Genomic DNA, 22,090 nt, shown 5'->3' with positions numbered 1-22,090 from the left:
ATTCATTATAACGATAATATTTATGTCATTGCGTCTTGTTATTATAAAAACATTCTGATACATTTACATATCGATAAGATTTTTATCGTTATGCAAAATACCAATCAGACATAGTTAATATAGCGTAAGTAGTGCGTACTATAAATTTATTACCTATTTAGCTTCTATTTATAGTTATTAATACAAGGATGAGTAAATATGTCACACAGTATTCTTCTACCAAGAACAATGGAAATTGGCCGTGATGCTTGTCAAAATCTACCAGCAATATTAGATAGCTTAGGTATAAAAAATCCACTTATCATTACTGACGATATGATGGTCAAACTAGGCTATGTAGATAATGTGCAAGCAATTTTAAAAGATGTGAATATTACTGCTGATGTATTCTCAGATACCGTGCCAGAACCTACTGAAAGCTCTATCGAGGCAGGTGTTTCTCAGGTAAAAGCGAAAGACTATGATGGACTGATTGCCTTAGGCGGCGGTAGCCCTATCGATAGTGCAAAAGCAATTTCGATTCTAGGAAAATTTGGTGGGGTGATTCGCGATTATAAGTTTCCTCGTCAAGTGAATGAAGCAGGCTTACCTATTGTTGCCATACCTACTACGGCAGGCACAGGGTCAGAGGTCACACGCTTTACAATCATTACCGATGAAGCTAATAACGAAAAGCTGTTATGTGTTGGTATGGGGTTTATGCCCGTAGCGGCAATTATTGATTACAGTCTGACTATAAGCGTACCGCCTCGTACGACAGCGGACACAGGTATCGATGCCATGACTCATGCTATTGAAGCGTATATCAGTCCTAAACGTAATGCCTATAGCGATCAGCAAGCATTAGCAGCCTTACGCTTAATCGGGCCAAACATACAAAAAGCTTATCATAATGGCAAAGATGAGACGGCACGTGAGGCAATGATGCTAGGTTCTACCTTAGCAGGTATTGCATTTTGCAACTCCTCAGTAGCCTTGGTGCATGGTATGAGCCGACCGATTGGTGCTTTTTTTCATGTACCTCATGGTTTATCAAATGCGATGTTGCTACCAACTATTACAGAGTTTGGCATATCGAGCGCGCCCGATCGTTATGCAGATTGCGCCCGTGCATTAGGCATTGCTAAGCATAGTGAAACGGATGATCAAGCTAATGTCAGTTTGGTTGACTACCTAAAAAGCCTAAATAATGAGCTTCAAGTCCCTACATTGGCACAATTTGGTGTTCAAAAAGCTGATTTTGATGAGCTAATAAACACTATGTGTGAACAAGCATTCGCATCAGGTTCGCCTAATAACAATCCTCGAATACCCAGCCTAGAAGAAATGATTCAGCTTTATACCTTGCTATGGAATGACAATAACGCAGCTGACGGTTCACCCAACTGAGACAGTCGTCATTTAATTTTAACCTACTTATAATTCAAACGTTTAAAGGAAACAATATCATGCAAACTATCGGACATTTTATTAATGGCAATATGGTTAATGATGAGAACCAAACTCAACCTATTTACAATCCCTCTACTGGTGAGGTTAGCAAGCAGGTAGCTTTGGGTGGTGAAAAAACTATCGGTGAGGCAGTGGCTGCTGCTAAAGCTGCTTTTCCAGCGTGGAGCAAAACGCCACCATTAAAACGCGCTCGAGTCATGTTCAAATTCAAAGAGTTGTTAGAGCAAAATGCTGATGAAATATGCAGACTGGTCGGCGAGGAGCATGGAAAAATTATCCATGATGCAGCTGGCGAGTTACAACGTGGCATTGAAAATGTCGAATATGCTTGCGGAGCACCAGAGCTGCTAAAAGGTGAACATAGTCGCAATGTTGGTACCGATATAGATTCTTGGAGTGAGTTTCATCCATTAGGAGTAGTCGCTGGTATCACCCCATTTAACTTTCCTGTCATGGTGCCATTATGGATGTTTCCTATGGCCATCGTTTGTGGTAATACTTTCATCTTAAAACCCTCTGAACGTGACCCCAGTGCCACACTTTTTATTGCAAAGCTTTTGCAAGAAGCAGGATTACCTGATGGTGTCATCAATGTGGTGAACGGTGGTAAAGAGGCAGTCGACGCAATTTTACATCATCCAGATGTCAAAGCTGTTAGCTTCGTAGGCTCCACCCCTATTGCTGAATATATCTATACGACAGCCGCAGCACAAGGTAAGCGTTGCCAAGCTTTAGGTGGTGCAAAAAATCATGCGATTGTAATGCCAGATGCTGACTTAGACAATGTAGTCACTTCATTATTAGGCGCAGCTTTTGGCTCATCGGGTGAACGCTGTATGGCTTTATCTGTTGCAGTTGCAGTCGGTGATGATACTGCTGACAAAATGATTGCTGCATTGCAGCCTGCAATACGAGAGCTAAAACTTGGCGTTCACTCAGATAAGAGTAACGACTTTGGCCCTGTCATTACTCAAGCTCATAAATCTAAGATTTTAGATTATATTAAGAGTGCGGCTGATCAAGGTGCAGACTTAGTCATTGATGGCTCTAATGCTGCACCAGAAGGCCATGAAAAAGGGTTTTTCGTTGGTCCTACTTTGATTGATCGCGTCACTAAAGAGATGCACAGTTATGAAGCAGAAATCTTTGGTCCTGTCTTACAAGTTATGCGTGTGCAAACCATGAGCGAGGCCGTACAGCTTATAAATGATCATGAATATGGTAATGGCACCTGCATTTATACCCGAGATGGTGAAGCTGCTCGTCATTTTATTGATAATATCCAAGTAGGCATGGTTGGCGTAAATATTCCGTTACCAGTACCCGTAGCATCTCAAAGCTTTGGAGGTTGGAAACGTTCATTATTCGGTGACTTAGCTATGTATGGACCAGATGGCGTAAGATTTTTTACTCGACGTAAAACGATTACTCAACGTTGGCCTAGTGCAGTGCTACGAGAAGAAAAGCAGTTTTCTATGCCCACCTAACAATCAAATTTAAATAAGATTAATTGTTAATCCTATGTAAGCAATATCTTCTTTATTATATAGAGCAAGTAATTATTTAAGATATTGCTTATAGGTTTGGCTAACAGTTTTAGATGTGATCACTATTTAAAAGACCTATCACCTAAACTATTGATATATTTGTTATTTTATGACGTTATAGATAGTTTAATGATAATGTAGGAATACAAATCCTTGCTAATATTTTTTTATATTGACTGGTCAGATAATTAAGTATACGATGAAAATATAGGCTATTCTGATACTGATAATTTTAGTAAAAAATAAGCTGTTTTTAAGTAATTATTGAGAGAGGTATATGCATGAAAAAGGACAATCTGCAGATATTAACTAATGAAGCTCACACTGTAGCTATAGTTGGCGCTAATCATCGCTTTGCAACACGTGTACTTTTAGAAAACTTAAGCCAGATGGGATTCAAAGGAAGCGTTTATCTGGTAAATCCAAGATATGAAGATATTGATGGGACAAAATGCTACCCAACTCTTTTAGATATTGGAGAGTCGATTGATGTGGTGATCGGACTTGTCAATCCGAAACTAATGATTCAAGTCGCTAGTAACGCTAGCCAAATAAATGCTAAAGCTCTGGTAATTCCTGGAGGTGGCTATGGGGAAAGCGGCTTAGAGGGGCAAAAAATACAGAAAGCTATTCTTGAACATGCTTCAAGTTCAGGCATGCGAATAGTTGGACCCAATTGTATGGGTTATTTTAACATGCATAATCAGTTCACCCCATACATTGGTACTTTACATAGACCGCTGCGTCCCATAAAAAAAGGACCTGTTTCTATTATCTCTCAAAGCGGTTCAGTCAACGACGCCTTTATTGCCTCTAAACTTGGAATCAGCAAGATTTATTCAACAGGTAATGAAGCAGATGTTCAAATGCATGATTATTTGAGTTTACTAGCGGAAGATACTGACACCTCTGTCATTATTTTATATATAGAAGCGATACGCAATTACAAAGGTTTTTTAGAAGCATTGGACTTATGTGGCGTCAACAAAAAGCCTGTTGTTGCGATTAAAGTTGGCAGAACCGTAAAATCAGCAGCGGCTGCTAATGCACACTCAGGAGCATTAGCTGGAGACTATGTGATTGAGAAACTTGTTCTCGAAGAACATGGTGTGCTTTTTGTGGAAGATATTGATCAAGCAGTAGCAGTAGCGCAATTATTATCATATCCATACCTACCCACTCAAAACACAGTATCTGCAGTAACGGTATCAGGAGGACAAGCAGGAATATTGCTCGATTTAGCTGAAGACTATAGTGTTGATTTTCCTGATTTTTCAGATGCTACCAATCAAAAGCTAAAGAGTGAGTTTACTGAATTAGGTGAAATATCTAATCCTTTAGATATTTGGGATAAGAGTAGTAAAGATTTTTCTGAAGTATCAAATGTTTGTCTATCCACTTTAGTAAACGATACTAATATTGGGATTGTAACCGTAGCAATAGATGCACCAATTGGCCAAGGTAACCATGAATTCGATTTCACCAGTACACCTGCTAAGGATCTTGCTGCATTAAGAGAAAACTCTAACAAACCATTTTTATATTTTAGCCATATTCAAACAGAGTTTGATCCTAGAGTTCTGTCTATCTTAGAAGATGCTGGCATTCCTGTCATACAAGGTAGTCGCAACGCACTGGTTGCTTGTCGAGCAATGTTTCAGTACAAAGATTTTTTAGAAAAAACGAATCATACACCAATATATCCGGTAGAAGAGTCTTCAGCCCTTCAAGAGCTATATCTTCTTCATGATGATGAAGGGCGAGAATTATTAGAAAAAAATGGATTCTTATCTCCAAGAGAGAAAGTAGTGATGTCTCTTCAAGAAGGGATTGAATATGCAAATGAGATTGGGTATCCAATCGTTCTAAAAGCACAAGGATTGGCTCATAAAACCGATGTGGGAGGCGTTGCATTAAATATTAAAAATGACGCGAAATTGAAGAAAGCTTGGGCAAAAATGGAGCACCTTAACTCTCCGTTTTATCTGATTCAAGAGATGGTCACAGATGGTTTTGAAACCATTCTTGCTTACAGAACAGACGTAAACTATGGTCCAGTAGTTATATTTGGCTTAGGAGGTATTTATACCGAACTGTTCAATGAAGTTGTTTTAGCAGTACCACCTATCTCCCATAAGAAAGCTGAGCAAATGGTTCGAAGTATACCTATGCTTTGGAAAAGTGTACAAGGTTTTAGAGGTAGTACACCACTAGATTTAGAAGCACTCACTGGTTCTATTGTACAGATGGGTAAGACTGCGATGGAAAACTATGAGGAAATTGTCGAGTTCGAGATAAACCCTTTATCTGTACGCGTTGAAGGTGTTGTTGCCCTAGATGTACTTGCATCAGCAAAAAATATCAATGTTGAGAATCCATCTGTTAAAAAATATGCTGAGCTAGTGAACTAACTATTTGTACACCGTCTATAGCCTGCTAATTAGTTCGTTTCACTGATAAAAGGTAAAAGACACATAGGATATTTAACTCTAAGGAAGGAGTATTAAATTGAAAGAGAATAAAATTGATTGGTTCATATTCGTATCCACATTTGTTTTGATTGTGGCTATCTGTCTTCCTTTGGTTCTATATCCAGAAAGAGGTAGTGAGATTGTCAGTCAAGCAAATGGATTTGTGACTTCAAACTTTGGAATGATGTTTTTGTGGGCTGGGACCGGAGGATTCGCCTTTTTAATCTATCTATTTTTTAGTAAACATGGAAAAATTAAATTCGGCACCAAAGATGAAAAGCCTGAGTTTTCAAACTTCAGTTGGGGTGCCATGGTTTTTTGTGCGGGTGTGGCTTCAGGATTGGTTTACTGGGGAACAATTGAGTGGGCTTATTATTATATGGCGCCACCTTACGGAATTGAACCAAAATCGATAGCAGCTGCTGAAATAGCGGCCGCATATGGTATTTTTCACTGGGGTCCCTCAGCTTGGGGATTCTTTGTCTTACCCGCTATACCTATTGCTTACTCCTATTATATTTTAAAAGTACCTATTTTGAGATTAAGTGAGATTTGCCGTATTGTGATAGGAAAACATGCAGACGGAGCACTAGGAAAAGCGATTGATGTTATATTTATGTTTGGGATCTTGGGAGCTGCAGGTACTTCCTTGGGACTTGGTACACCGCTAGTAGCAGCGGGACTAAGCAGCCTAACAGGAATAGAAGCTTCAATGTCAATGACCATATTTGTACTCGTACTATGTACCGCTTTATTTACATGGAGTGCCTACTCGGGCCTAAAACGCGGTCTAAAATTGTTAAGCGATTTAGCAATTATCTGCTCTATTATACTTTTGAGCTACATTTTATTGGTCGGGCCAAGCGAGTTTATTTTAAAAATGGGCACCAATAGTATTGGCATGTTATTCAGTAATTTCGTGCGCTGGAATACATATACAGACCCAGTAAGTGGTTCAGGATTTGTAGAAAGTTGGACTGTCTTCTACTGGGCATGGTGGATTGTTTATACGCCATTCATGGGCTTATTCATTGCTAAAATCTCTAGAGGAAGAACTATTAGGCAAGTAATTTTAGGAGGAGTAGCTTGGGGTACGTTAGGTTGCACCGCTTATTTTTCAATATTAGGAAATTATGCAATGCATTTGGAATTAACTAATGTATTGTCAGTTACTGGATTACTAGAAGAAGTCGGTGCCCCTGCAACCATTATTCAAGTCATTGGCACCCTTCCCTTTGGGACCTTAGTAGTCGCTGTATTTAGTTTCATCGCCTTAATATTCTTAGCCACTACCTTTGACTCAGCAGCTTACATGATGGCTTCAGCAACAACACCAAATATTGGTATTAATGAAGAGCCTGCTAAATGGAATAGACTATTTTGGGCATTAACCTTATTTATCTTGCCTGGCACTTTAATGGTCTTAGGTGGGGATTTGAAGACTTTACAAACAGCTTCAATATTGACAGCGATACCTTTTATATTCGTAATCCTATTACTGGTCATCTCATTAATGAAGATGTTAAAAACAGAAGCACATCTCGATCCTCAATGGCAAGAAGGGCCTATTGACTTAGCTAGTATGAGTTTGCACAAAGAAAAGCAAAAAACAGCTGTTGAGATTAAAGAAGAAGTATATGAGCTATAGCAATTAATACTACACTCAAGTTTTGAAAGGATGGAAAATATGCAAGAATATCAGACAGTTATATATGAAGTTACTAATAATATTGCTACGATTTCTCTCAATCGTCCCAAAAAATTAAATGCAGTAACAGAACAAATGACCGCAGATATATGGGAAGCATTGGATCAAGCTGAAAAGGACTCAAATGTAAGAGTAGTGATACTTACAGGATCTGGGGGGAATTTCTCTGCAGGTGCAGATTTAAAAGAGTCTATGGATCTGCCTTCCCCCATTGGCGATGAGCCATCAGAAGTATACCGTGCACAATTAGAAACCTTTTTACGGGTAGGATTAAAATTATGGGATCTAAAAAAACCCGTAATTGCAGCAGTGGATGGTTACGCTTATGGCGTAGCAGCAGATTGGGTGTTTTCTGCCGATCTTGCTATCGCATCTGATAAAGCAAGTATTGGGGAACCAGAGATCCGCTTTGGTGCTGCTCCAGCCACCTTGATGATGCCGTGGATTGTAGGTTTGAGAAAAGCGAAAGAACTGCTTTATACCGGTGATTCTGTTGATGCAGAAGAAGCTTATCGTCTAGGTATTTTTAATAAAGTGGTGCCACAAGAGCAATTGATGGAAGAAGCGATAAAGATGGCTGAAAAAATGGTCAGTGTGCCTGCTTCAGCACTTAAAATAACAAAGATGACAATCAATAAAACGTACGAGATGATGAACTTGAAACAGTCACTTGACTATAATATTGAAACGGCGATTTCTATGTTTTTCTTAAGTCAGGAACAAGAGTTTGCAGAGGCAGGACGAATCATTCGTGAAGAAGGATTAAGCGCTTTTTTAAAAGGGAAATAAGTATCTAACGACCAAAATATAATAATAGGTAGTTTTATATGTAAAAGATAACAGGTAATAACTGTTATCTTTTACGTCTAGGTCGCATAACAACTGACCCCTATCGAACCATTTGGATAAACATATAGGAGAGCGATTAGTTCACAAAATCTTAGTGGATTCTTTACGATTGAAATTTACATTGAGTAGAAAAAATTGTTAAAAAGGAGAAATTATATCTTCTAGGGAGCTTTATGGTTTAGATAAGTAATAATCGTCTCATAACAAGTTTCACGGTAATAAGCGTGCAGCGTTTCGTCATCGCGCATCAACCACTGTAAAAGACAACCATCAATCAAAGCACGAATCATATGGCTTCCAGCTACCGTATCTACATTTTTAAAAATCCCTTCTGATTTTCCTTTTTCAATAATTTCACTACCTAAGAACCAACAATTCTTATAGAAGTTATTGTTCACTTCACGAAAGCTCTCATTTTTTTTCGTTTGAGCCAAAAATTCGAGATAAACACTATAAAATATTTTGTTATCTTTAGGACTCTTAAACACAGTATCAACATACGCGCGCATCATATCGATAGCCGTCGTTTCTTTTTGGATAGCGACATACTCATTTTGGAAAATGCGATCGGTCATCCATTCAAGTAAATGATAGAAGACATCTTCCTTGTTTTTGAAATAATAGCTGATAACACCTTTACTAAAGTCAGTGTAATCTGCAATATCTTGAAGCGTAACTTCGCTAAACCCTTTATCATTGATTGCTCTAAGTGTTGCACGTAACACCTGTTTTCTTCTTTCTTCTGCTCTCTTAGTCACTAAATCCACCTACCAGTTGTTCCACTCCAAAATATTGCTTAATAGCTGCTTACTATTTCTCACTGAAAGCAAGATAGTTAAGTAAAATGCTAAAAAGGTCCTCTTTGAACGGTCACTATGCTATCGAAACCATTCAATCCTTCTTAAAATCATAGCATTAAAACACGTTAATTAGTAATGAAAGATTGGATGGAAACCGACTAATACTATATGGAAAGTATCTACTCCTTTCTTAAAAGTATAAAAATATCAGTAACTTCCATAGGTATTTCAGCTATTTCGTTGAATTATCAATATCATCGTATCTTACACCATACATCTTAGCTAAATCAGCTACCACATGATGAAAAACATCATTTCTGCAACTCGTATATCATGACAAACGAAAAAATTATTCTATCCGGTCAGATTTTTATTGACGCTGAGAACTAAAGACATTACACTCATACTGTAAACAAATATTTTAATTACAGTAATTAGAATATCTAATTTAGCTAAAGCTTTAATTTTATTAAGATACGATAATTTGAGTTATATTCATAATTGATACTTGTCAATAGACACGCTATTAAAAATAATCTGAACGGAGTAGAAAGAGCAATGGAAACTAAAGAATTTTCTAACATAAATTTAAGTACAGAAAACGGAATTGGCTACATAACTATTGATAGCCCGCCTGCTAATACATTAAGTACTACAACAATCAACGGATTATCTGAGTGTTTTAACTATGTGGAAGCAGATCAAAGTATCAAGGTAATTGTTATAACCGGTAAAGGGAAAATGTTCGTTGCTGGGGCAGATATAAAAGAGTTTACTGACGCTTTTCATGATGAAGAAAAAGGAAAGAAGTTATCCCAAGATGCACAAGCCGTTATGAATACAATTGAGTCTTCTAAAAAACTCGTTATTGCATCAATTAATGGCGCTTGTTTAGGTGGAGGGTTAGAGCTTGCCATGAGCTGTCATTTACGGATTGCAGCCAATGAAGCTAAATTGGGTCAACCAGAGTTAAATTTAGGTTTGATACCTGGGTTCGGCGGGACTCAAAGACTTCCGCGTATAACAAATAAAGCAAAAGCATTAGAACTCATACTAACTGGACAATTTTTAAGTGGAGAAGAGGCAGAAAAAATAGGTCTCGTTAATAAATCAGTGCCACTTTCAGAATTAATGGATGAAACGAAAAAACTGGCTGAATCAATTGCTCTCAATAAAAGCTCAGAATCTATCAAAGCAACTATTACAGCTGTTAATGAAGGTATGGCAACAACCTTAGAAAAAGGTTTAGAAATAGAATCAGAACAATGGGCTCAATTATTTAAGACAGAAAACATGATCGAAGGCGTTAATGCTTTTATGGAAAAACGCAAACCTACTTTTAAAGATTAACTTTCATAGCATAATACATGAGAACAGCATGAATATAGTCATATTTTTTATTAAACGACTATATTCATGCTTATACTATCCTCTGATAATTTTATTAAATTTATTTTTTGGAACTTACTATCAAGCTGTTATTTATGATAGTTAACCGCAATCACTCATATTTTTATAAAAAACCCATAAACTTATATAATTTTAAATTACAAAATTTAGGAGTTCGTATCAATGGTTGTTACGTCAGAAGTAAAAAACGGTATTGGCTGGCTAAAAATAAATCGACCTGAAGTCCTAAACGCTATTAATACTGAAGTAGTTGAACTGTTAACGAATGCTTTAGAAAAATGGGAAAAAGACTCTAACGTAGTGTTTGTTTGTTTGTACGGTGAGGGTCAAAAAGGATTTTGTGCAGGAGGAGACATGCGAAAATTCTATGATTTGGAAGCTGAAGATGTCATACCTTATGCAGAGAAGTTCTTTTCAACAGAATACCGCCTAGATGCACTTATACATAACTATTCAAAACCTATTTTGGCCTATATGAATGGCATTGTTATGGGAGGTGGAGTCGGACTTTCCGTCGGAGCATCTCACCGAATCGTAACAGAAAAAACAAAATGGGCGATGCCTGAAATGAACATTGGATTTTTTCCAGATGTTGGAGCAAGCTTTTTTCTCAATCAACTACCGGGATATATAGGTCGTTATCTTGCATTGACCGCAAAGGTTATAAAAGCAAATGATGCTATCTATATTGGTACAGCTGATTACTATATGGAAAGCAGTGAGTGGGAAACTATACAAGAAAAATTACTAACTAAAGATTGGTCATCTGCATCAGTTCTTAAAGATCTAGGGGAATTACTTACCGCAACCGGTACAAGTGCATTAGATATTTCAGAACTGAAGGTACATCAAGAATTAATAAACCAACATTTTCAATATGATACAGTAGAAGAAATAGTAGCGTCTTTACGAAGTGAGTCAATTAATGGTGATGAGTGGGTCACACAAGAATTAAATAACATTCTTTCAAAGTCGCCTACCTCATTAAAAGTTACATTTCAGCAATTAATAAATGGAAAATATAAATCGCTTAACGAATGCCTTGAGATGGAAAAGGACATGGCCATTCACTTCATGGATACAGCTGACTTTTATGAAGGTATTCGTGCCGTTTTAGTTGATAAAGACGGTTCTCCAAAATGGGCTCCGAGCGAACTAGAAGATCTAACTGAGTCGGATATTGAGCACTATTTTTCAACACCTGTCAAAACACTATAAATCTAAAATAAAAACAGATACTTGAGTATAAACTACCAAAATTTTCTCTAGGTTATTCAATTTTTTTATGCGATGAGTGCTTTAAAATCTTTAAAAAAATTAGGAGGTATTAGGGTGTGTTATATACTCATAACTCTGTTTGAACTGCCCCGTTTTATCGGAGGTTGACTTGCTTGAGTCAGCCAGCCAAAACTGATATTTTTAAATTATGACCATTTCGTCTTTCATATTCAAAACATTAAACATAACCAACCGCACTATTTAAAAGGATCTTATTAAACTAAAGAACCTTTAACCTCCGATTCTGTCATTCTCTCCGCGTAGTGAATAGACAAGCATTGAACTCCTTTATCACTACAATGACTCTCATTTTTGAACTTATTACATTCAACCGATGCTTGTTGAATTGCATCTAACACCACTAAGTTTTGTTACATATAAAGGTGAGTCTATTGCGGACATAGCTACCCGTTCAGATGGTGCTAGGTATATTAATTTGTGAAGCTTTATCCGATAGGATTTTGGCATGTTAAATTAGATTTTTTGCAGTGACTAATCGGTCAACAATATATGTGGAAAATTGGATATTAGCGTGGATACATGTTAGTCACAAACTTCTATAGCAACCCTGTCATGCTTTAGTAACAAATATTGACGATAGTCGTAGTTACCGTAACCAAAAGAGTCAGTTCGCCTCAGGTAACTATCTTATGCCAGTGGGTTCTAGATTGCCAAAAAGACGTGATTTCTGCTATCTAGCTCGGCAAGCACATCGTATTCAACTGATTACGGTGCATTCCATTACTGAAACCCTAAAAGATCTAAACCTCTGGAGATTTACCATGCAATTTAAAAAATCCTTAATGACCGCTACATTAGTTACTCTTGGTGGTTTCGTTGCTATGTCTAGTGCTAATGCTGCTAGTCCGACTAGTGACACATTTGATGTAACTATGACAGTTGAATCTAACTGTAAAGTAGTAGCAGGCAATGATATTAGCCTAGGAACTGTTGATGCAGGCGTAACTCCAGCAATTGGAACTAGTACCCTTAATGTAGCCTGCTCCACAGGTACGCCTTATACTATTTCGATGTTACCAAGCGCTGTAAACTCTGCTGGTCTTGGCACAATGAAGGGTACGTCAGATAACGTAGATACTATCGAGTATCAAATGACTTCTGACTCAGCAGGCATTATTCCTTGGACTGATGGTAGTCAGGGTGGAACAGGAACAGGTATGGGAACTAACATACCACATGAAGTATATGCAAACGTCACAGCCACCAACCTCAACGTTGTTAAACCAGACACTTATACAGAAACCATTACCGTTTCTGTAGCTTACTAATATCCATGTTAAATCTCTGGTTACACCGTGTTGCAAAATATAGTGTGATCTCAAGCTTTCTACTGTGTAGCAATTGGGCGATGGCGAGTGGCCTACAGGTCTCTCCCATCTCCTTAAGCATACAAGCTCGAGAAAATGCCAGTGGTCTGACCCTAAGTAATACCGGTGACAATGTGGTGCATGCGCAAGTGCGTGTGTACCACTGGTCGCAGGATGAAACAGGCGATCAGCTCACACTATCACGAGGATTATTGGCCAGTCCGCCAATGATTGAGCTCAACCCTAACGACAAGCAATTAATTCGAATTATCCGTGCCAAAGCACCGCCGCACGGCAGTGGCGCTGTAGAAGATAGCTACCGAGTTTTGGTTAATGAGTTACCGATTAAATCCCCTGACCAAAAAAGTGGCTTACAGTTTGCATTGAGCTATTCCCTACCCGTATTTGTACAGCCTGTTGGTGTTGTCAAGACCGCCCCAAAACTGCAATGGAGCACGCACGTGCAGCCAGAGGGTAAGCAGATAAAGTTACGGGTCCACAATAGCGGTAATGGTCATGCCCAACTGGCAAGCCTAAGCTTTGTAGATACGACTGGTACTAGCATTGATGTCCATAAAGGTTTGCTGGGTTATGTTTTACCAGGCGCTACCATGTACTGGACACTGAAAACACCGCCCTCAGCACTAACGACAGGTGGTAAATTCAAGGCAATGATCAATGGAACTGAGACGATACAAGACGTTACGCTGGACACTTCCGATCGCTAAAATAGCCTTATTGCAAACCTTAATGATACCTATCAGCCATGCTATCGAACCAAACGATATCATAGCTACCTCTACAGACCTTCCCAACGACAGTCTCGCACAGCTTGATTTAGACCGTGATAATCGTGACGAAAATGACCATACAGACAAGCTTGATCTCTATTTGGAGGTTAAGCTTAACGGCGCTGATAAGGGCTTAGCGTCCTTCGAATACTATAATGAGCAATTATGGGCCAGTACCAACGTATTGCAGCAACTCGGCTTTATAGTGCCGCCTGACAACTTCGAACCAATACCGCTAAACACCCTACCCGATATCAAGATTGATTATGATGCACGTCAGCAAACGCTCAACCTCATTGCACCGCTAAACATGCTCAACCTTGCCACCACCGTCGTTAATACCCGCAATAGCAGGCGTCCACAACCGACCGCCTCGCCTGGTTTTCTGTTAAATTACAACCTCTATGGTACCCAAACCGAAAACAACGCGACCAGCCTAAGTGCTTATACAGAACTGCGCGCGTTTAATGACCTCGGTGTATTAAGCTCTACTGCCCTGACGACTGGCAATCGCTTTGCCGGTAGCGATACTAATCGCAATGATTGGGACAGCCGCACGGTGCGTTTGGATAGCAGTTGGAGCAAATCATTCCCTGATAAGCTGCTCACCGTCAGCGCTGGCGACATCCTCACAGGGGCACTGTCATGGACCAGGTCGACGCGCTTAGGCGGACTGCAATTTGGCACTAATTTTGACCTGCAGCCCTATATGACCACCACGCCTTTGCCGTCGTTTTTTGGTTCTGCCACCCTGCCCTCAGCGGTCGAGCTGTATATTAATGGTCTCAAGCAATACAGCGGTGACGTACCCGCCGGTCCTTTTGAGCTGCATACAGCGCCCAGCTTTAGCGGTGCGGGCAATGCCCAGCTCGTCTTGACTGATGCGTTAGGACAAAACACCACGCTTAATTTCTCACTTTATGATGCCCATCGTTTACTACAGCCAGGGCTGTCTGATTGGTCAGTAGAGCTTGGTGCCGTACGCCAAAACTATGGGCTCAAATCTTTTGATTACGGCAGCGATATTGCTGGCTTTGGCACTTGGCGCTATGGGGTCAGTGATCGCTTTACCGCCGAAACCCATGCTGAAGTGACTGACGGTCTTAGTAATGCGGGTGTCGGTGGCACTTGGTTATTGGGCAGTAAAGGCGGCGTCTTATTTGCCTCACTAGCGGGTAGCGACAGCCAAGGTGAAAGTGGCTCGCAATACAGTGCAAATTACTCTTGGAATAACAGTCGCTTCCATATTGGTCTCAATGCTACCGGTACTCAAGGTGACTACCGTGACGTCGCCACACGCTACGGGGATGCTCCCAACCGCCGAAGTGAACAACTCTCAACAGGTTATAACACCCAATCTCTAGGCAGTTTTGGTCTCAGTTATAACCAGATCGCTTTTGCGCAGCAAGAGACCTCACAGTTTGCCAGCGCCTCTTGGCGAAAATCCTTTGGGCGACGCCTGAGCCTGAACGCCAATTACAATCATGATATCCATAACTCTGATAATAATAGTGTCTCTTTTGGCGCCTCGCTATCCTTAGACCGTAATATCTCGCTGAACAGTAGTCTGCAGAGCACCAACGATCGTCATGACTTGGTAACAGATGTGTCGCAATCAACACCAGGTGTGGGCGGCATAGGCTGGCGCGCACAAGCAAGGCACAGTACAGGTAATAACAGTACGGTTAATAACAGCAGTACCGATGGCCTAGCCGAATTGAATTATCTTGGTCCATACGGTCGATTACAGGCTGGTATCAGTAGTAACAACGATAGCTACTCTACTTATGCCAGTGGTACAGGCGCGCTGGTAATGATGGGCGGAGGCTTATTTGCCGCCCGCCAAATCAATAATGGTTTTGCCGTGGTCTCCACTGATGGTATCGCTGATGTACCAGTACTGCTGCAAAACAGTCCCATTGGTACAACAAATAAGCGGGGGCTGTTATTGGTGACGCCATTGAACGCTTACCAAGACAATAAGATTGCGATTGACCCCATGGATTTGCCTGCTGACCTGCGTATTGACAAGGTGAATATTGAAGCCACACCGACTGACCGCGCAGGAGTATTAGTAAGCTTTGGCATCACACCGGTGCGCTCTGCCTCTGTTATCCTCACAGACAGCGATAACCAGCCACTACCGTTAGGCAGTCAAGTACAGTTACTTACGAACAAAAATGCACCTTCAGCAGTTATTGGATTTGATGGCGAAGTCTATTTGGATACCTTAGATGAGCACAATGTACTAAAAGTAATCATGCCCTCTAAGGATAGTTGTACGGTCAGTTTTGTTTATTATAAACAGGGCGACGATATTCCACTAATCGGTCCTCTCATCTGTCAAAAGGTAGAAGAATAATGAAATTGTTAAGATGGAAATATAGCCTATTTTTGATAGTAGGTGCATGGTGGTTACCTATGGATCATGTATGGGCCGGATCTTTACTTCGTACTGAGTGCACAGCAAGTATGACTCCAAGCCTTGTAAACATTGGTGATAAGATTACTCTCGCTAATATTAATAATGCCACGATTACTACTAGATTGGACTATACCTGTACCAACGGAGGTTTCAGGGACGGCTATGTGTCAGTTTGCCTTGCAGTTGGTGATGGCGATTATATTCCCATTATCACTAACCCTCGGTACATGAGGAATAAGTCTGACACTAACTCCTCCTTAGCATTCGCCATGACAATAGATAATAAGCCTTGGGGCGCACGGAATGATGGTTCAGAATACAATACGGGACCGCTTATCATGCCAAGAAGACCAGGCCTCGCAGGTACCGAATCTACTATCAGAGGAAGTGTTTTTATCGATGTATCTTTACTCGCAAATAACGCTCTTGCTACACCAGGCACTTATACCAATAACTTTAATAGCAACCATACCGCATTGACATATAAAGCCGATGAAGACTTAAACTCATCCAATTGCGCGACGGAAAGTCAGAATAGTATTCGATTCCCATTTACCGTTCAAGCGACCGTAATTCCAAGCTGCTCAGTTACCTCTACCACTGATGTCAATTTAGGTTCTCATTCTGCAAATAGAAACAATATCATGGGCAATAATTCTAGCGCGATTGGCGTGACCTGTACAAATGGTGCACCCTATAATATTGGCTTGATGCCCTCCAATAACAGTATAGATGGTGCTGGTGTCATGAGCGGTACTGGCAGCAATACCGATAAGATACCTTATCAACTGCATTCAACTGATGGTGCAAGTGGAAATATATGGGGAAACACCGCTACCTCGAATAACGTAGGGAACGGCGTAGTAGGTACTGGCGATGGAACCTCTCAACTAAAGACTGTCTATGTTACTGTCCCCAGTGCCGATTTTAAACCTGATAACTACTCCGACATCGTAAGCATTAACGTCAATTATTGATAGCAGCTCCTCCTTTGAGGATAATAAAACTTTGTGGTTTTAGATATTTAAATCTCATTCCTATGGTTATAGTGCTCATTAGATTAGAACGAAAAAATTGTGCTTGCCGATTACTATCGATAAGAACATTGAAAGAAAGTATTTATTTTGCGAATGTGTAAGCAGGAAAGTGCTACATATTCACCATAAAACCAACATAAACTGGTTATTAGCTTTACACGTTGGTCTGAATCATTCACTAACGCAAATCATCCACCACCGCCAACATCGCAATCAACGATGCCTCTCCTAGTTTGATAGAACGCTCTGGTGACCAGCCCATGTCTGCATCAGGTAGATTATCGTTATCTTTAAAAGGCATCTCTAAGGTATTGGCAAGGCAATCAAAACGTTCTGCCACCCAGTTAGTTGCGACAGTCATGTTTGCTGTACCTGGCGCATCAACGTCATAACCAAATTGTGACTGAAAATCAGCGCTGGCTAATTTCAACACGTCTGAAAATTTATCACGCAGACGTGCGAGGCGATCGTTATAACTTGGCGTCCCTTGAGAGCCAGCAAGAAACACATAAGGCAGCGCTTCATCGCCGTGCACATCATAAAACAGGTCAACGCCTGTCGCCTCCATTTTGTTAATCACATGGAACACTTCAGGGCTTTTTTCTAAGCTTGGATTTGACCATTCACGGTTCAAGTTAGTACCGACAGCATTGGTACGCAGATGTCCGCGCACACCACCGTCGGGGTTCATATTCGGCACAATATAGAAGTTCGCTTTCTCTAACAACAACCTAGCGGTGGCATTATCACTATCTAACAAGCTATGCATCAGACCCTCAACCAACCATTCAGCCATCGTCTCACCGGGGTGCTGACGCGCAGTAATCCAAATGTTGCGTTTATTCACCTCACTATTGCTATCGCCATTACCGATTTTCACTAAAGTTAAGTCACGCTTATCAATGGTTTCACCCAAATGCTCTAACGTCACTAACGGATGCGTTTGTACGGCGGCTAATAAATCTTGATGACGCTCATAACTGTAAGGGGCAAAATAAGCAATTTGAATGGTGTCACATTCTAAATCTGCCACGATGGTTAACTTACCATCTTTATAAGTGGTTGGCAGACGGAACCAATATTCCCGATCGTACGAAGCAACGGCTTGGTAATCCTGCCACCCTTTAACGTAGGACGCCTCCCCTGCATTGACAATATTGAGGACATATTGCTCACCAACCTGACCTGATAAACGAAAGTTAAACCATTGGAAAAACTCGCCACCAACGTCTGGACGAATAGCCAACTGGATATCCTTTTTATCGTCTAAATTAATAACGTCAATATTACCTGCATCGAAATTGGCAGTGATATGCATAACCTTTCCTTAATAAGTTTCTAAGAATCTCAAAATTAATTCTAAATACAGAAGTGTTTCATCGGCTTTAAAATACAGTAAAGCCTTTTAAACTATATATTTTATAGTCTAAAAGGCTTAATCACCGATTTTATCTAGGTGAAAAATTTAAATTTAGAGTCTATTCTAGCACCCATCAACATCAGATATAACTTAAAGTATTGTTAGCTCGACTTATATAGAAACCGCTCTATTTTTTATATATTTAAAATATTGTATCGGGAAAATCTTGTCATAAGCCCAGTTATAAGAGAATGTATAAGCCAGATAAAATCCAACCAATGACGCGTCCATAATAAATGCTTGCCATAAACTAATACCAAGATACCATGAGACCATGGGCAGATATAGAAGCAGCAGACCACCCTCAAATAGCAGTACATGAAGCACTCGAATCGCTGGGGTCTTAAATGTGCTGCGTTTAAACTTTACCATGCTTTTATCAAAGACAATATTGAAACCGTAGTTCCATATAGTTGCTATGATAGAACCTACAATGGCAATAACACCGATATCTTTGATATCAAAATCAAAAAAGAAGCTCATAATGGGAATGGATAGTATTAATGCAATTATTTCAAATCCAACAGCGTGACGTATACGATCTCTATGAGTTCGCATGATTAATCCTTATAGAATATACATTCATATTACTTAGTTGACTCTATTGTATCTGTTAAACTAATAGATCAAAGTTACTGTCTATAGGAAAAACCGATACATGAACTTTTCTTTAGAGCAACTACAAGCATTTGTGGCAACGGTAGAGACGGGCTCGTTTTCAGCAGCAGGACGGCGGCTTGGCAAAGCACAGTCATCGGTTAGTGCGGCGGTGGCAAATTTAGAAATCGACTTGGACAACGTGTTATTTACTCGAAATAGTCGCTATCCTGAATTGACGGAGGAAGGTAAACGGCTACTAGCTGAAGCGTATTTAATACTGGAGCGCTGCGAGCATTTCTTCGGGGTGGCCAAAAGCTTAAGTGAAGGTGTCGAAAGCCGTTTGGTGCTGGCAGTCGATGATCTCTATCCATCAGAGTGGCTGGCGCGATTGCTCGATGAGTTTGATAACTTGTTTCCTACGGTGGAGTTAGAATTGCTGCTGCCCATCATGGAAGATGTTAGTCGTTTGATTTTAGAAAAGCGCGCGGATCTAGGCATTATGTGGAGCCAAGAGGATTTGCCATCGGCTATTAGTTTTCATACCTTAGGCTGGATTCCACTTAAAATGGTTTGTGCGCCTGAGCATGAAATAGCGAACCGAGTGGTCAGCTGGGAGGACTTAAAAAGATACCGTCAGCTCATTGTTGCAACGCGCAACGAGAGTAAAGAAAAATCACGCCTACGGGTTGCCGCCGATGTATGGTGGGTTGAGAGTCAGTGGGTGATTATTGAGCTGGTGCAACGTAACCTTGGTTGGGCGTTGGTGCCTGAGCATATTATCGTTGATGCGTTAAAGGATGGCTCTTTGGTATCACCAAAGCTGGATTTTGATAAGCACAGTTGGCCCGTTGCGGTTGAGCTGATTTGGCATAAAGAAAAGCCGTTAGGTAAGGCTGGCACGTGGTTAAAGCAGGCGGTTATTACCTTAGACCAACAGGCATAAGAGCCTTTCTTTATAGCTATCAATCAAGGGCTGATACCCTATTAATTATTCATTCGTCAAAACCATAAAAAGCCCTCTTCGCTATTTTTACATAACATAGAAGGCTTTCAGCAGAGTATTACTTTATAGACTTGCCTTATAGATTGATTTTTAAATCAACTGAGCCATATCAGTTAATTTATCCAATACTATATCTGGAGAAGACTTTTCAAGCTGTGCTTTGGTTTGCGCGCCGGTCAACACGCCTATACATAAGCCACAATTGGCATTTTTCCCTTCTTCAATATCGATGCCACTATCCCCCGCTTTTAACACCTGCTGTGCATTTTCAATACCAAATTTGTCCATGGCAAGCGTAATCATATCTGGCGCAGGGCGACCATTCACCACATCATCAGCTGTAATTAGTGCATCAATCTCGCGACCCACTGACCACCCTAAAATAGTTAATATCTTATTGGTAGTCTTTGCGTCATAGCCCGTATTTAAAACCACTGTTCTACCACTGGCTTTTAGCTTATTAAACAGCTCCAGCATGCCATCAAAGGTAGTCAAGGTATCTGCTGTATAAGCCTTCGCTAAACTGGTTTTAAAAATCGTAAATGCTGTATCGGTAAGTGGTTCAACCTCATCCTCAGCGATATCCAATTCATTTAGTATATCGCTGATAGCTTGGCGTTTTTCCTTGCCAGCGCCAAATTCTAAGCAGATATCTAAATCAACTTCTTTATCCACTTTATCGTCATCGCTAAGCGCTTGATTGATCGCATCACGTACCGTTTTATAAACGAGATTGTCTTCATTGACAGTCGTGCCTGCCATATCAAAAACACATAGTTTGATATGATTGAATTGTTCTTTAATACTATTAATATCTGTACTCATTATTTTGACTCCAATACTAAATGAATTAACTCTTCACCAAATGCAAAGCCTGTCGATGCGCCAGTGCCGCTAGTGACAGAGCCGACAACCACGCCTTTTTCTGGTGAGGCTTTAAAAACTACGTTATCACCGCTGGGATAAACACCTAACCAATGCTGCACGATATCAATCTCGCCAATATCCATCACTTGATGAAACTCGTTAATGATTAAATCATCAACTCGCACATCTCTAAATGGCAGCTCTCTATCGTTATAATCATGGCTATCACCAATGATGAGAGAACCGTCAGCAGATTGCACTACAATCAGATGGACGCCTGCTTTGCGCTCAGCTGACTGAATATTATCCAGCAATGAGATTAACTTTTGGGCTTCAGGTAATTGGGCAAACCCATCATAGCGCGCAAAGCTTAAATCCGACATCACCGCTGCATTTAGCTTAAATGCTTTTTTTGGCATGACACGCATCATGTTCAGGGTGCAAAGTTTGGCCTTAGCCTGCGCTAAAGTCTCTGGATATAGGCTATGCAAGTCTGTACCGGGACAGACCACACAATGCTCTGCTTGCAGCGTACCACGACTGGTATGAACGATAGGTAGCTCGATGGAATGCACAGTGGTTTTATTATAAAAATCTACGCCATGCGCTCGACTTAGCCAATTCGCCAGTTTGCCAATGGCGGTTTTTGATTCGACTCTGAGCTCATGAGGACTATATAACACCCCCAAACCGTCTTTAAGATAAGGCGTATTTTCTGCTATTTCAGCTTGCGTCAGCAATCGACAAGACGCGCCCATCTCTGTTTGTAAAAATGCTTCAGCGATATCCATCGCTTCCGGGCGTTGAATGAGCATATGCAGACCGCTATGCTCCACCTCGATACCTGCTTTGGGAGCAATATCTGCCCAGATATTACGCGTATGCATGGCTCGCTGCCAATGCGCGCCACTTTGCTGCCCACTCACGGTGACAAAACCAAAATTACGTACTGACGCATCTTTATTTTGTGACTCACGCTCGACCAACGCCACACTCAGACCTTTTTTAACCGCAGCATAAGCGCTGGCAAGACCGACAATGCCACCACCAACTATCACTACATCGTATTTTTTTTCAGACAATTTGCTTGTTAACTGCACTTTG

Annotated in this window: 17 protein-coding genes; 12 read left to right on the top strand and 5 right to left on the bottom strand. The window is 40.5% G+C overall.

Features of this window, described 5'->3' with window-relative positions; genetic code table 11:
• Positions 1-198 precede the first annotated feature (198 nt).
• From AK823_RS06995 to AK823_RS06975, 5 genes are all read left to right on the top strand, one after another.
• Positions 199-1,389 (top strand): iron-containing alcohol dehydrogenase, encoded by a 1,191-nt coding sequence (locus AK823_RS06995; RefSeq protein WP_068327727.1) that lies wholly within the window; start codon positions 199-201, stop codon positions 1,387-1,389.
• Between the two features lie 59 nt (positions 1,390-1,448).
• Positions 1,449-2,939, top strand: coding sequence for a CoA-acylating methylmalonate-semialdehyde dehydrogenase (locus AK823_RS06990; RefSeq protein WP_068327725.1), 1,491 nt, complete (start codon positions 1,449-1,451; stop codon positions 2,937-2,939).
• A gap of 341 nt (positions 2,940-3,280) precedes the next feature.
• Entirely contained in the window at positions 3,281-5,410 is a 2,130-nt protein-coding gene (locus AK823_RS06985; RefSeq protein ID WP_068327722.1) for an acetate--CoA ligase family protein, read from the top strand.
• Between the two features lie 97 nt (positions 5,411-5,507).
• Positions 5,508-7,118: a BCCT family transporter gene (locus tag AK823_RS06980; protein WP_068327719.1), complete on the top strand. Its 1,611-nt coding sequence runs from the start codon at positions 5,508-5,510 to the stop codon at positions 7,116-7,118.
• Between the two features lie 39 nt (positions 7,119-7,157).
• The gene (locus tag AK823_RS06975; protein ID WP_068035779.1) at positions 7,158-7,967 is read left to right on the top strand and encodes an enoyl-CoA hydratase/isomerase family protein; all 810 of its coding nucleotides are present in this window, start codon (positions 7,158-7,160) and stop codon (positions 7,965-7,967) included.
• Positions 7,968-8,188: 221 nt separating this feature from the next.
• Here the strand turns inward: AK823_RS06975 and AK823_RS06970 are convergent, their stop codons facing one another.
• A complete protein-coding gene (locus tag AK823_RS06970) occupies positions 8,189-8,785 on the bottom strand; it encodes a TetR/AcrR family transcriptional regulator (protein ID WP_068035777.1) in 597 nt (198 codons plus the stop codon).
• A gap of 600 nt (positions 8,786-9,385) precedes the next feature.
• On the opposite strand from AK823_RS06970, the gene AK823_RS06965 reads away from it, so the two are divergent.
• From AK823_RS06965 to AK823_RS06940, 6 genes are all read left to right on the top strand, one after another.
• Positions 9,386-10,177 (top strand): enoyl-CoA hydratase-related protein, encoded by a 792-nt coding sequence (locus tag AK823_RS06965; protein WP_068327716.1) that lies wholly within the window; start codon positions 9,386-9,388, stop codon positions 10,175-10,177.
• Between the two features lie 222 nt (positions 10,178-10,399).
• The gene (locus tag AK823_RS06960; RefSeq protein WP_068327714.1) at positions 10,400-11,455 is read left to right on the top strand and encodes an enoyl-CoA hydratase/isomerase family protein; all 1,056 of its coding nucleotides are present in this window, start codon (positions 10,400-10,402) and stop codon (positions 11,453-11,455) included.
• A 710-nt stretch (positions 11,456-12,165) separates the two neighbouring features.
• Positions 12,166-12,804, top strand: coding sequence for a spore coat protein U domain-containing protein (locus tag AK823_RS06955; RefSeq protein ID WP_082785660.1), 639 nt, complete (start codon positions 12,166-12,168; stop codon positions 12,802-12,804).
• 5 nt (positions 12,805-12,809) lie between these two features.
• A complete protein-coding gene (locus tag AK823_RS06950; protein ID WP_068327703.1) occupies positions 12,810-13,571 on the top strand; it encodes a fimbria/pilus periplasmic chaperone in 762 nt (253 codons plus the stop codon).
• Complete coding sequence (locus tag AK823_RS06945) at positions 13,522-15,996, top strand: fimbria/pilus outer membrane usher protein (protein ID WP_068327700.1); 2,475 nt, start codon at positions 13,522-13,524, stop codon at positions 15,994-15,996. The genes AK823_RS06950 and AK823_RS06945 overlap by 50 nt, the downstream gene beginning before the upstream one ends.
• Positions 15,996-17,036, top strand: coding sequence for a spore coat protein U domain-containing protein (locus tag AK823_RS06940; RefSeq protein WP_068327697.1), 1,041 nt, complete (start codon positions 15,996-15,998; stop codon positions 17,034-17,036). Before AK823_RS06945 ends, AK823_RS06940 begins: the two co-directional genes overlap by 1 nt.
• A gap of 238 nt (positions 17,037-17,274) precedes the next feature.
• On the opposite strand, the gene AK823_RS06935 is transcribed toward AK823_RS06940, so the two are convergent.
• Together AK823_RS06935 and AK823_RS06930 are read right to left on the bottom strand one after the other, a co-directional pair.
• Positions 17,275-18,414 (bottom strand): M14-type cytosolic carboxypeptidase, encoded by a 1,140-nt coding sequence (locus AK823_RS06935; RefSeq protein ID WP_068327695.1) that lies wholly within the window; start codon positions 18,412-18,414, stop codon positions 17,275-17,277.
• A gap of 213 nt (positions 18,415-18,627) precedes the next feature.
• Positions 18,628-19,074, bottom strand: coding sequence for a PACE efflux transporter (locus tag AK823_RS06930; RefSeq protein WP_068327692.1), 447 nt, complete (start codon positions 19,072-19,074; stop codon positions 18,628-18,630).
• Between the two features lie 100 nt (positions 19,075-19,174).
• Here AK823_RS06930 and AK823_RS06925 point away from each other — a divergent pair, with 100 nt between their 5' ends.
• Positions 19,175-20,059: a LysR family transcriptional regulator gene (locus AK823_RS06925; protein WP_068035765.1), complete on the top strand. Its 885-nt coding sequence runs from the start codon at positions 19,175-19,177 to the stop codon at positions 20,057-20,059.
• Between the two features lie 150 nt (positions 20,060-20,209).
• Here the strand turns inward: AK823_RS06925 and AK823_RS06920 are convergent, their stop codons facing one another.
• Both AK823_RS06920 and AK823_RS06915 read right to left on the bottom strand, forming a co-directional pair.
• The gene (locus AK823_RS06920; protein ID WP_068327680.1) at positions 20,210-20,944 is read right to left on the bottom strand and encodes an HAD family hydrolase; all 735 of its coding nucleotides are present in this window, start codon (positions 20,942-20,944) and stop codon (positions 20,210-20,212) included.
• Positions 20,944-22,086, bottom strand: a complete 1,143-nt coding sequence (locus AK823_RS06915) for a TIGR03364 family FAD-dependent oxidoreductase (RefSeq protein ID WP_068327677.1) — start codon at positions 22,084-22,086, stop codon at positions 20,944-20,946. Before AK823_RS06915 ends, AK823_RS06920 begins: the two co-directional genes overlap by 1 nt.
• Between the last annotated feature and the right edge of the window lie 4 nt (positions 22,087-22,090).

The organism is Psychrobacter sp. P2G3 (assembly GCF_001593285.1).
In the GTDB taxonomy this organism is placed as follows: Bacteria; Pseudomonadota; Gammaproteobacteria; order Pseudomonadales; family Moraxellaceae; genus Psychrobacter.
Note: the sequence above shows the minus strand (reverse complement) of the source record. Positions and strands in the feature narration are given on the sequence as shown.

What these genes read in the sequence shown, in the direction of transcription:
- AK823_RS06995 (WP_068327727.1), top strand. Translation starts at nt 199, where the DNA reads ATGTCACACAGTATTCTTCTACCAAGAACAATGGAAATTGGCCGTGAT.
- AK823_RS06990 (WP_068327725.1), top strand. Translation starts at nt 1,449, where the DNA reads ATGCAAACTATCGGACATTTTATTAATGGCAATATGGTTAATGATGAG.
- AK823_RS06985 (WP_068327722.1), top strand. Translation starts at nt 3,281, where the DNA reads ATGAAAAAGGACAATCTGCAGATATTAACTAATGAAGCTCACACTGTA.
- AK823_RS06975 (WP_068035779.1), top strand. Translation starts at nt 7,158, where the DNA reads ATGCAAGAATATCAGACAGTTATATATGAAGTTACTAATAATATTGCT.
- AK823_RS06965 (WP_068327716.1), top strand. Translation starts at nt 9,386, where the DNA reads ATGGAAACTAAAGAATTTTCTAACATAAATTTAAGTACAGAAAACGGA.
- AK823_RS06960 (WP_068327714.1), top strand. Translation starts at nt 10,400, where the DNA reads ATGGTTGTTACGTCAGAAGTAAAAAACGGTATTGGCTGGCTAAAAATA.
- AK823_RS06955 (WP_082785660.1), top strand. Translation starts at nt 12,166, where the DNA reads ATGCCAGTGGGTTCTAGATTGCCAAAAAGACGTGATTTCTGCTATCTA.
- AK823_RS06950 (WP_068327703.1), top strand. Translation starts at nt 12,810, where the DNA reads ATGTTAAATCTCTGGTTACACCGTGTTGCAAAATATAGTGTGATCTCA.
- AK823_RS06945 (WP_068327700.1), top strand. Translation starts at nt 13,522, where the DNA reads ATGGAACTGAGACGATACAAGACGTTACGCTGGACACTTCCGATCGCT.
- AK823_RS06940 (WP_068327697.1), top strand. Translation starts at nt 15,996, where the DNA reads ATGAAATTGTTAAGATGGAAATATAGCCTATTTTTGATAGTAGGTGCA.
- AK823_RS06935 (WP_068327695.1), bottom strand. Translation starts at nt 18,414, where the DNA reads ATGCATATCACTGCCAATTTCGATGCAGGTAATATTGACGTTATTAAT.
- AK823_RS06930 (WP_068327692.1), bottom strand. Translation starts at nt 19,074, where the DNA reads ATGCGAACTCATAGAGATCGTATACGTCACGCTGTTGGATTTGAAATA.
- AK823_RS06925 (WP_068035765.1), top strand. Translation starts at nt 19,175, where the DNA reads ATGAACTTTTCTTTAGAGCAACTACAAGCATTTGTGGCAACGGTAGAG.
- AK823_RS06920 (WP_068327680.1), bottom strand. Translation starts at nt 20,944, where the DNA reads ATGAGTACAGATATTAATAGTATTAAAGAACAATTCAATCATATCAAA.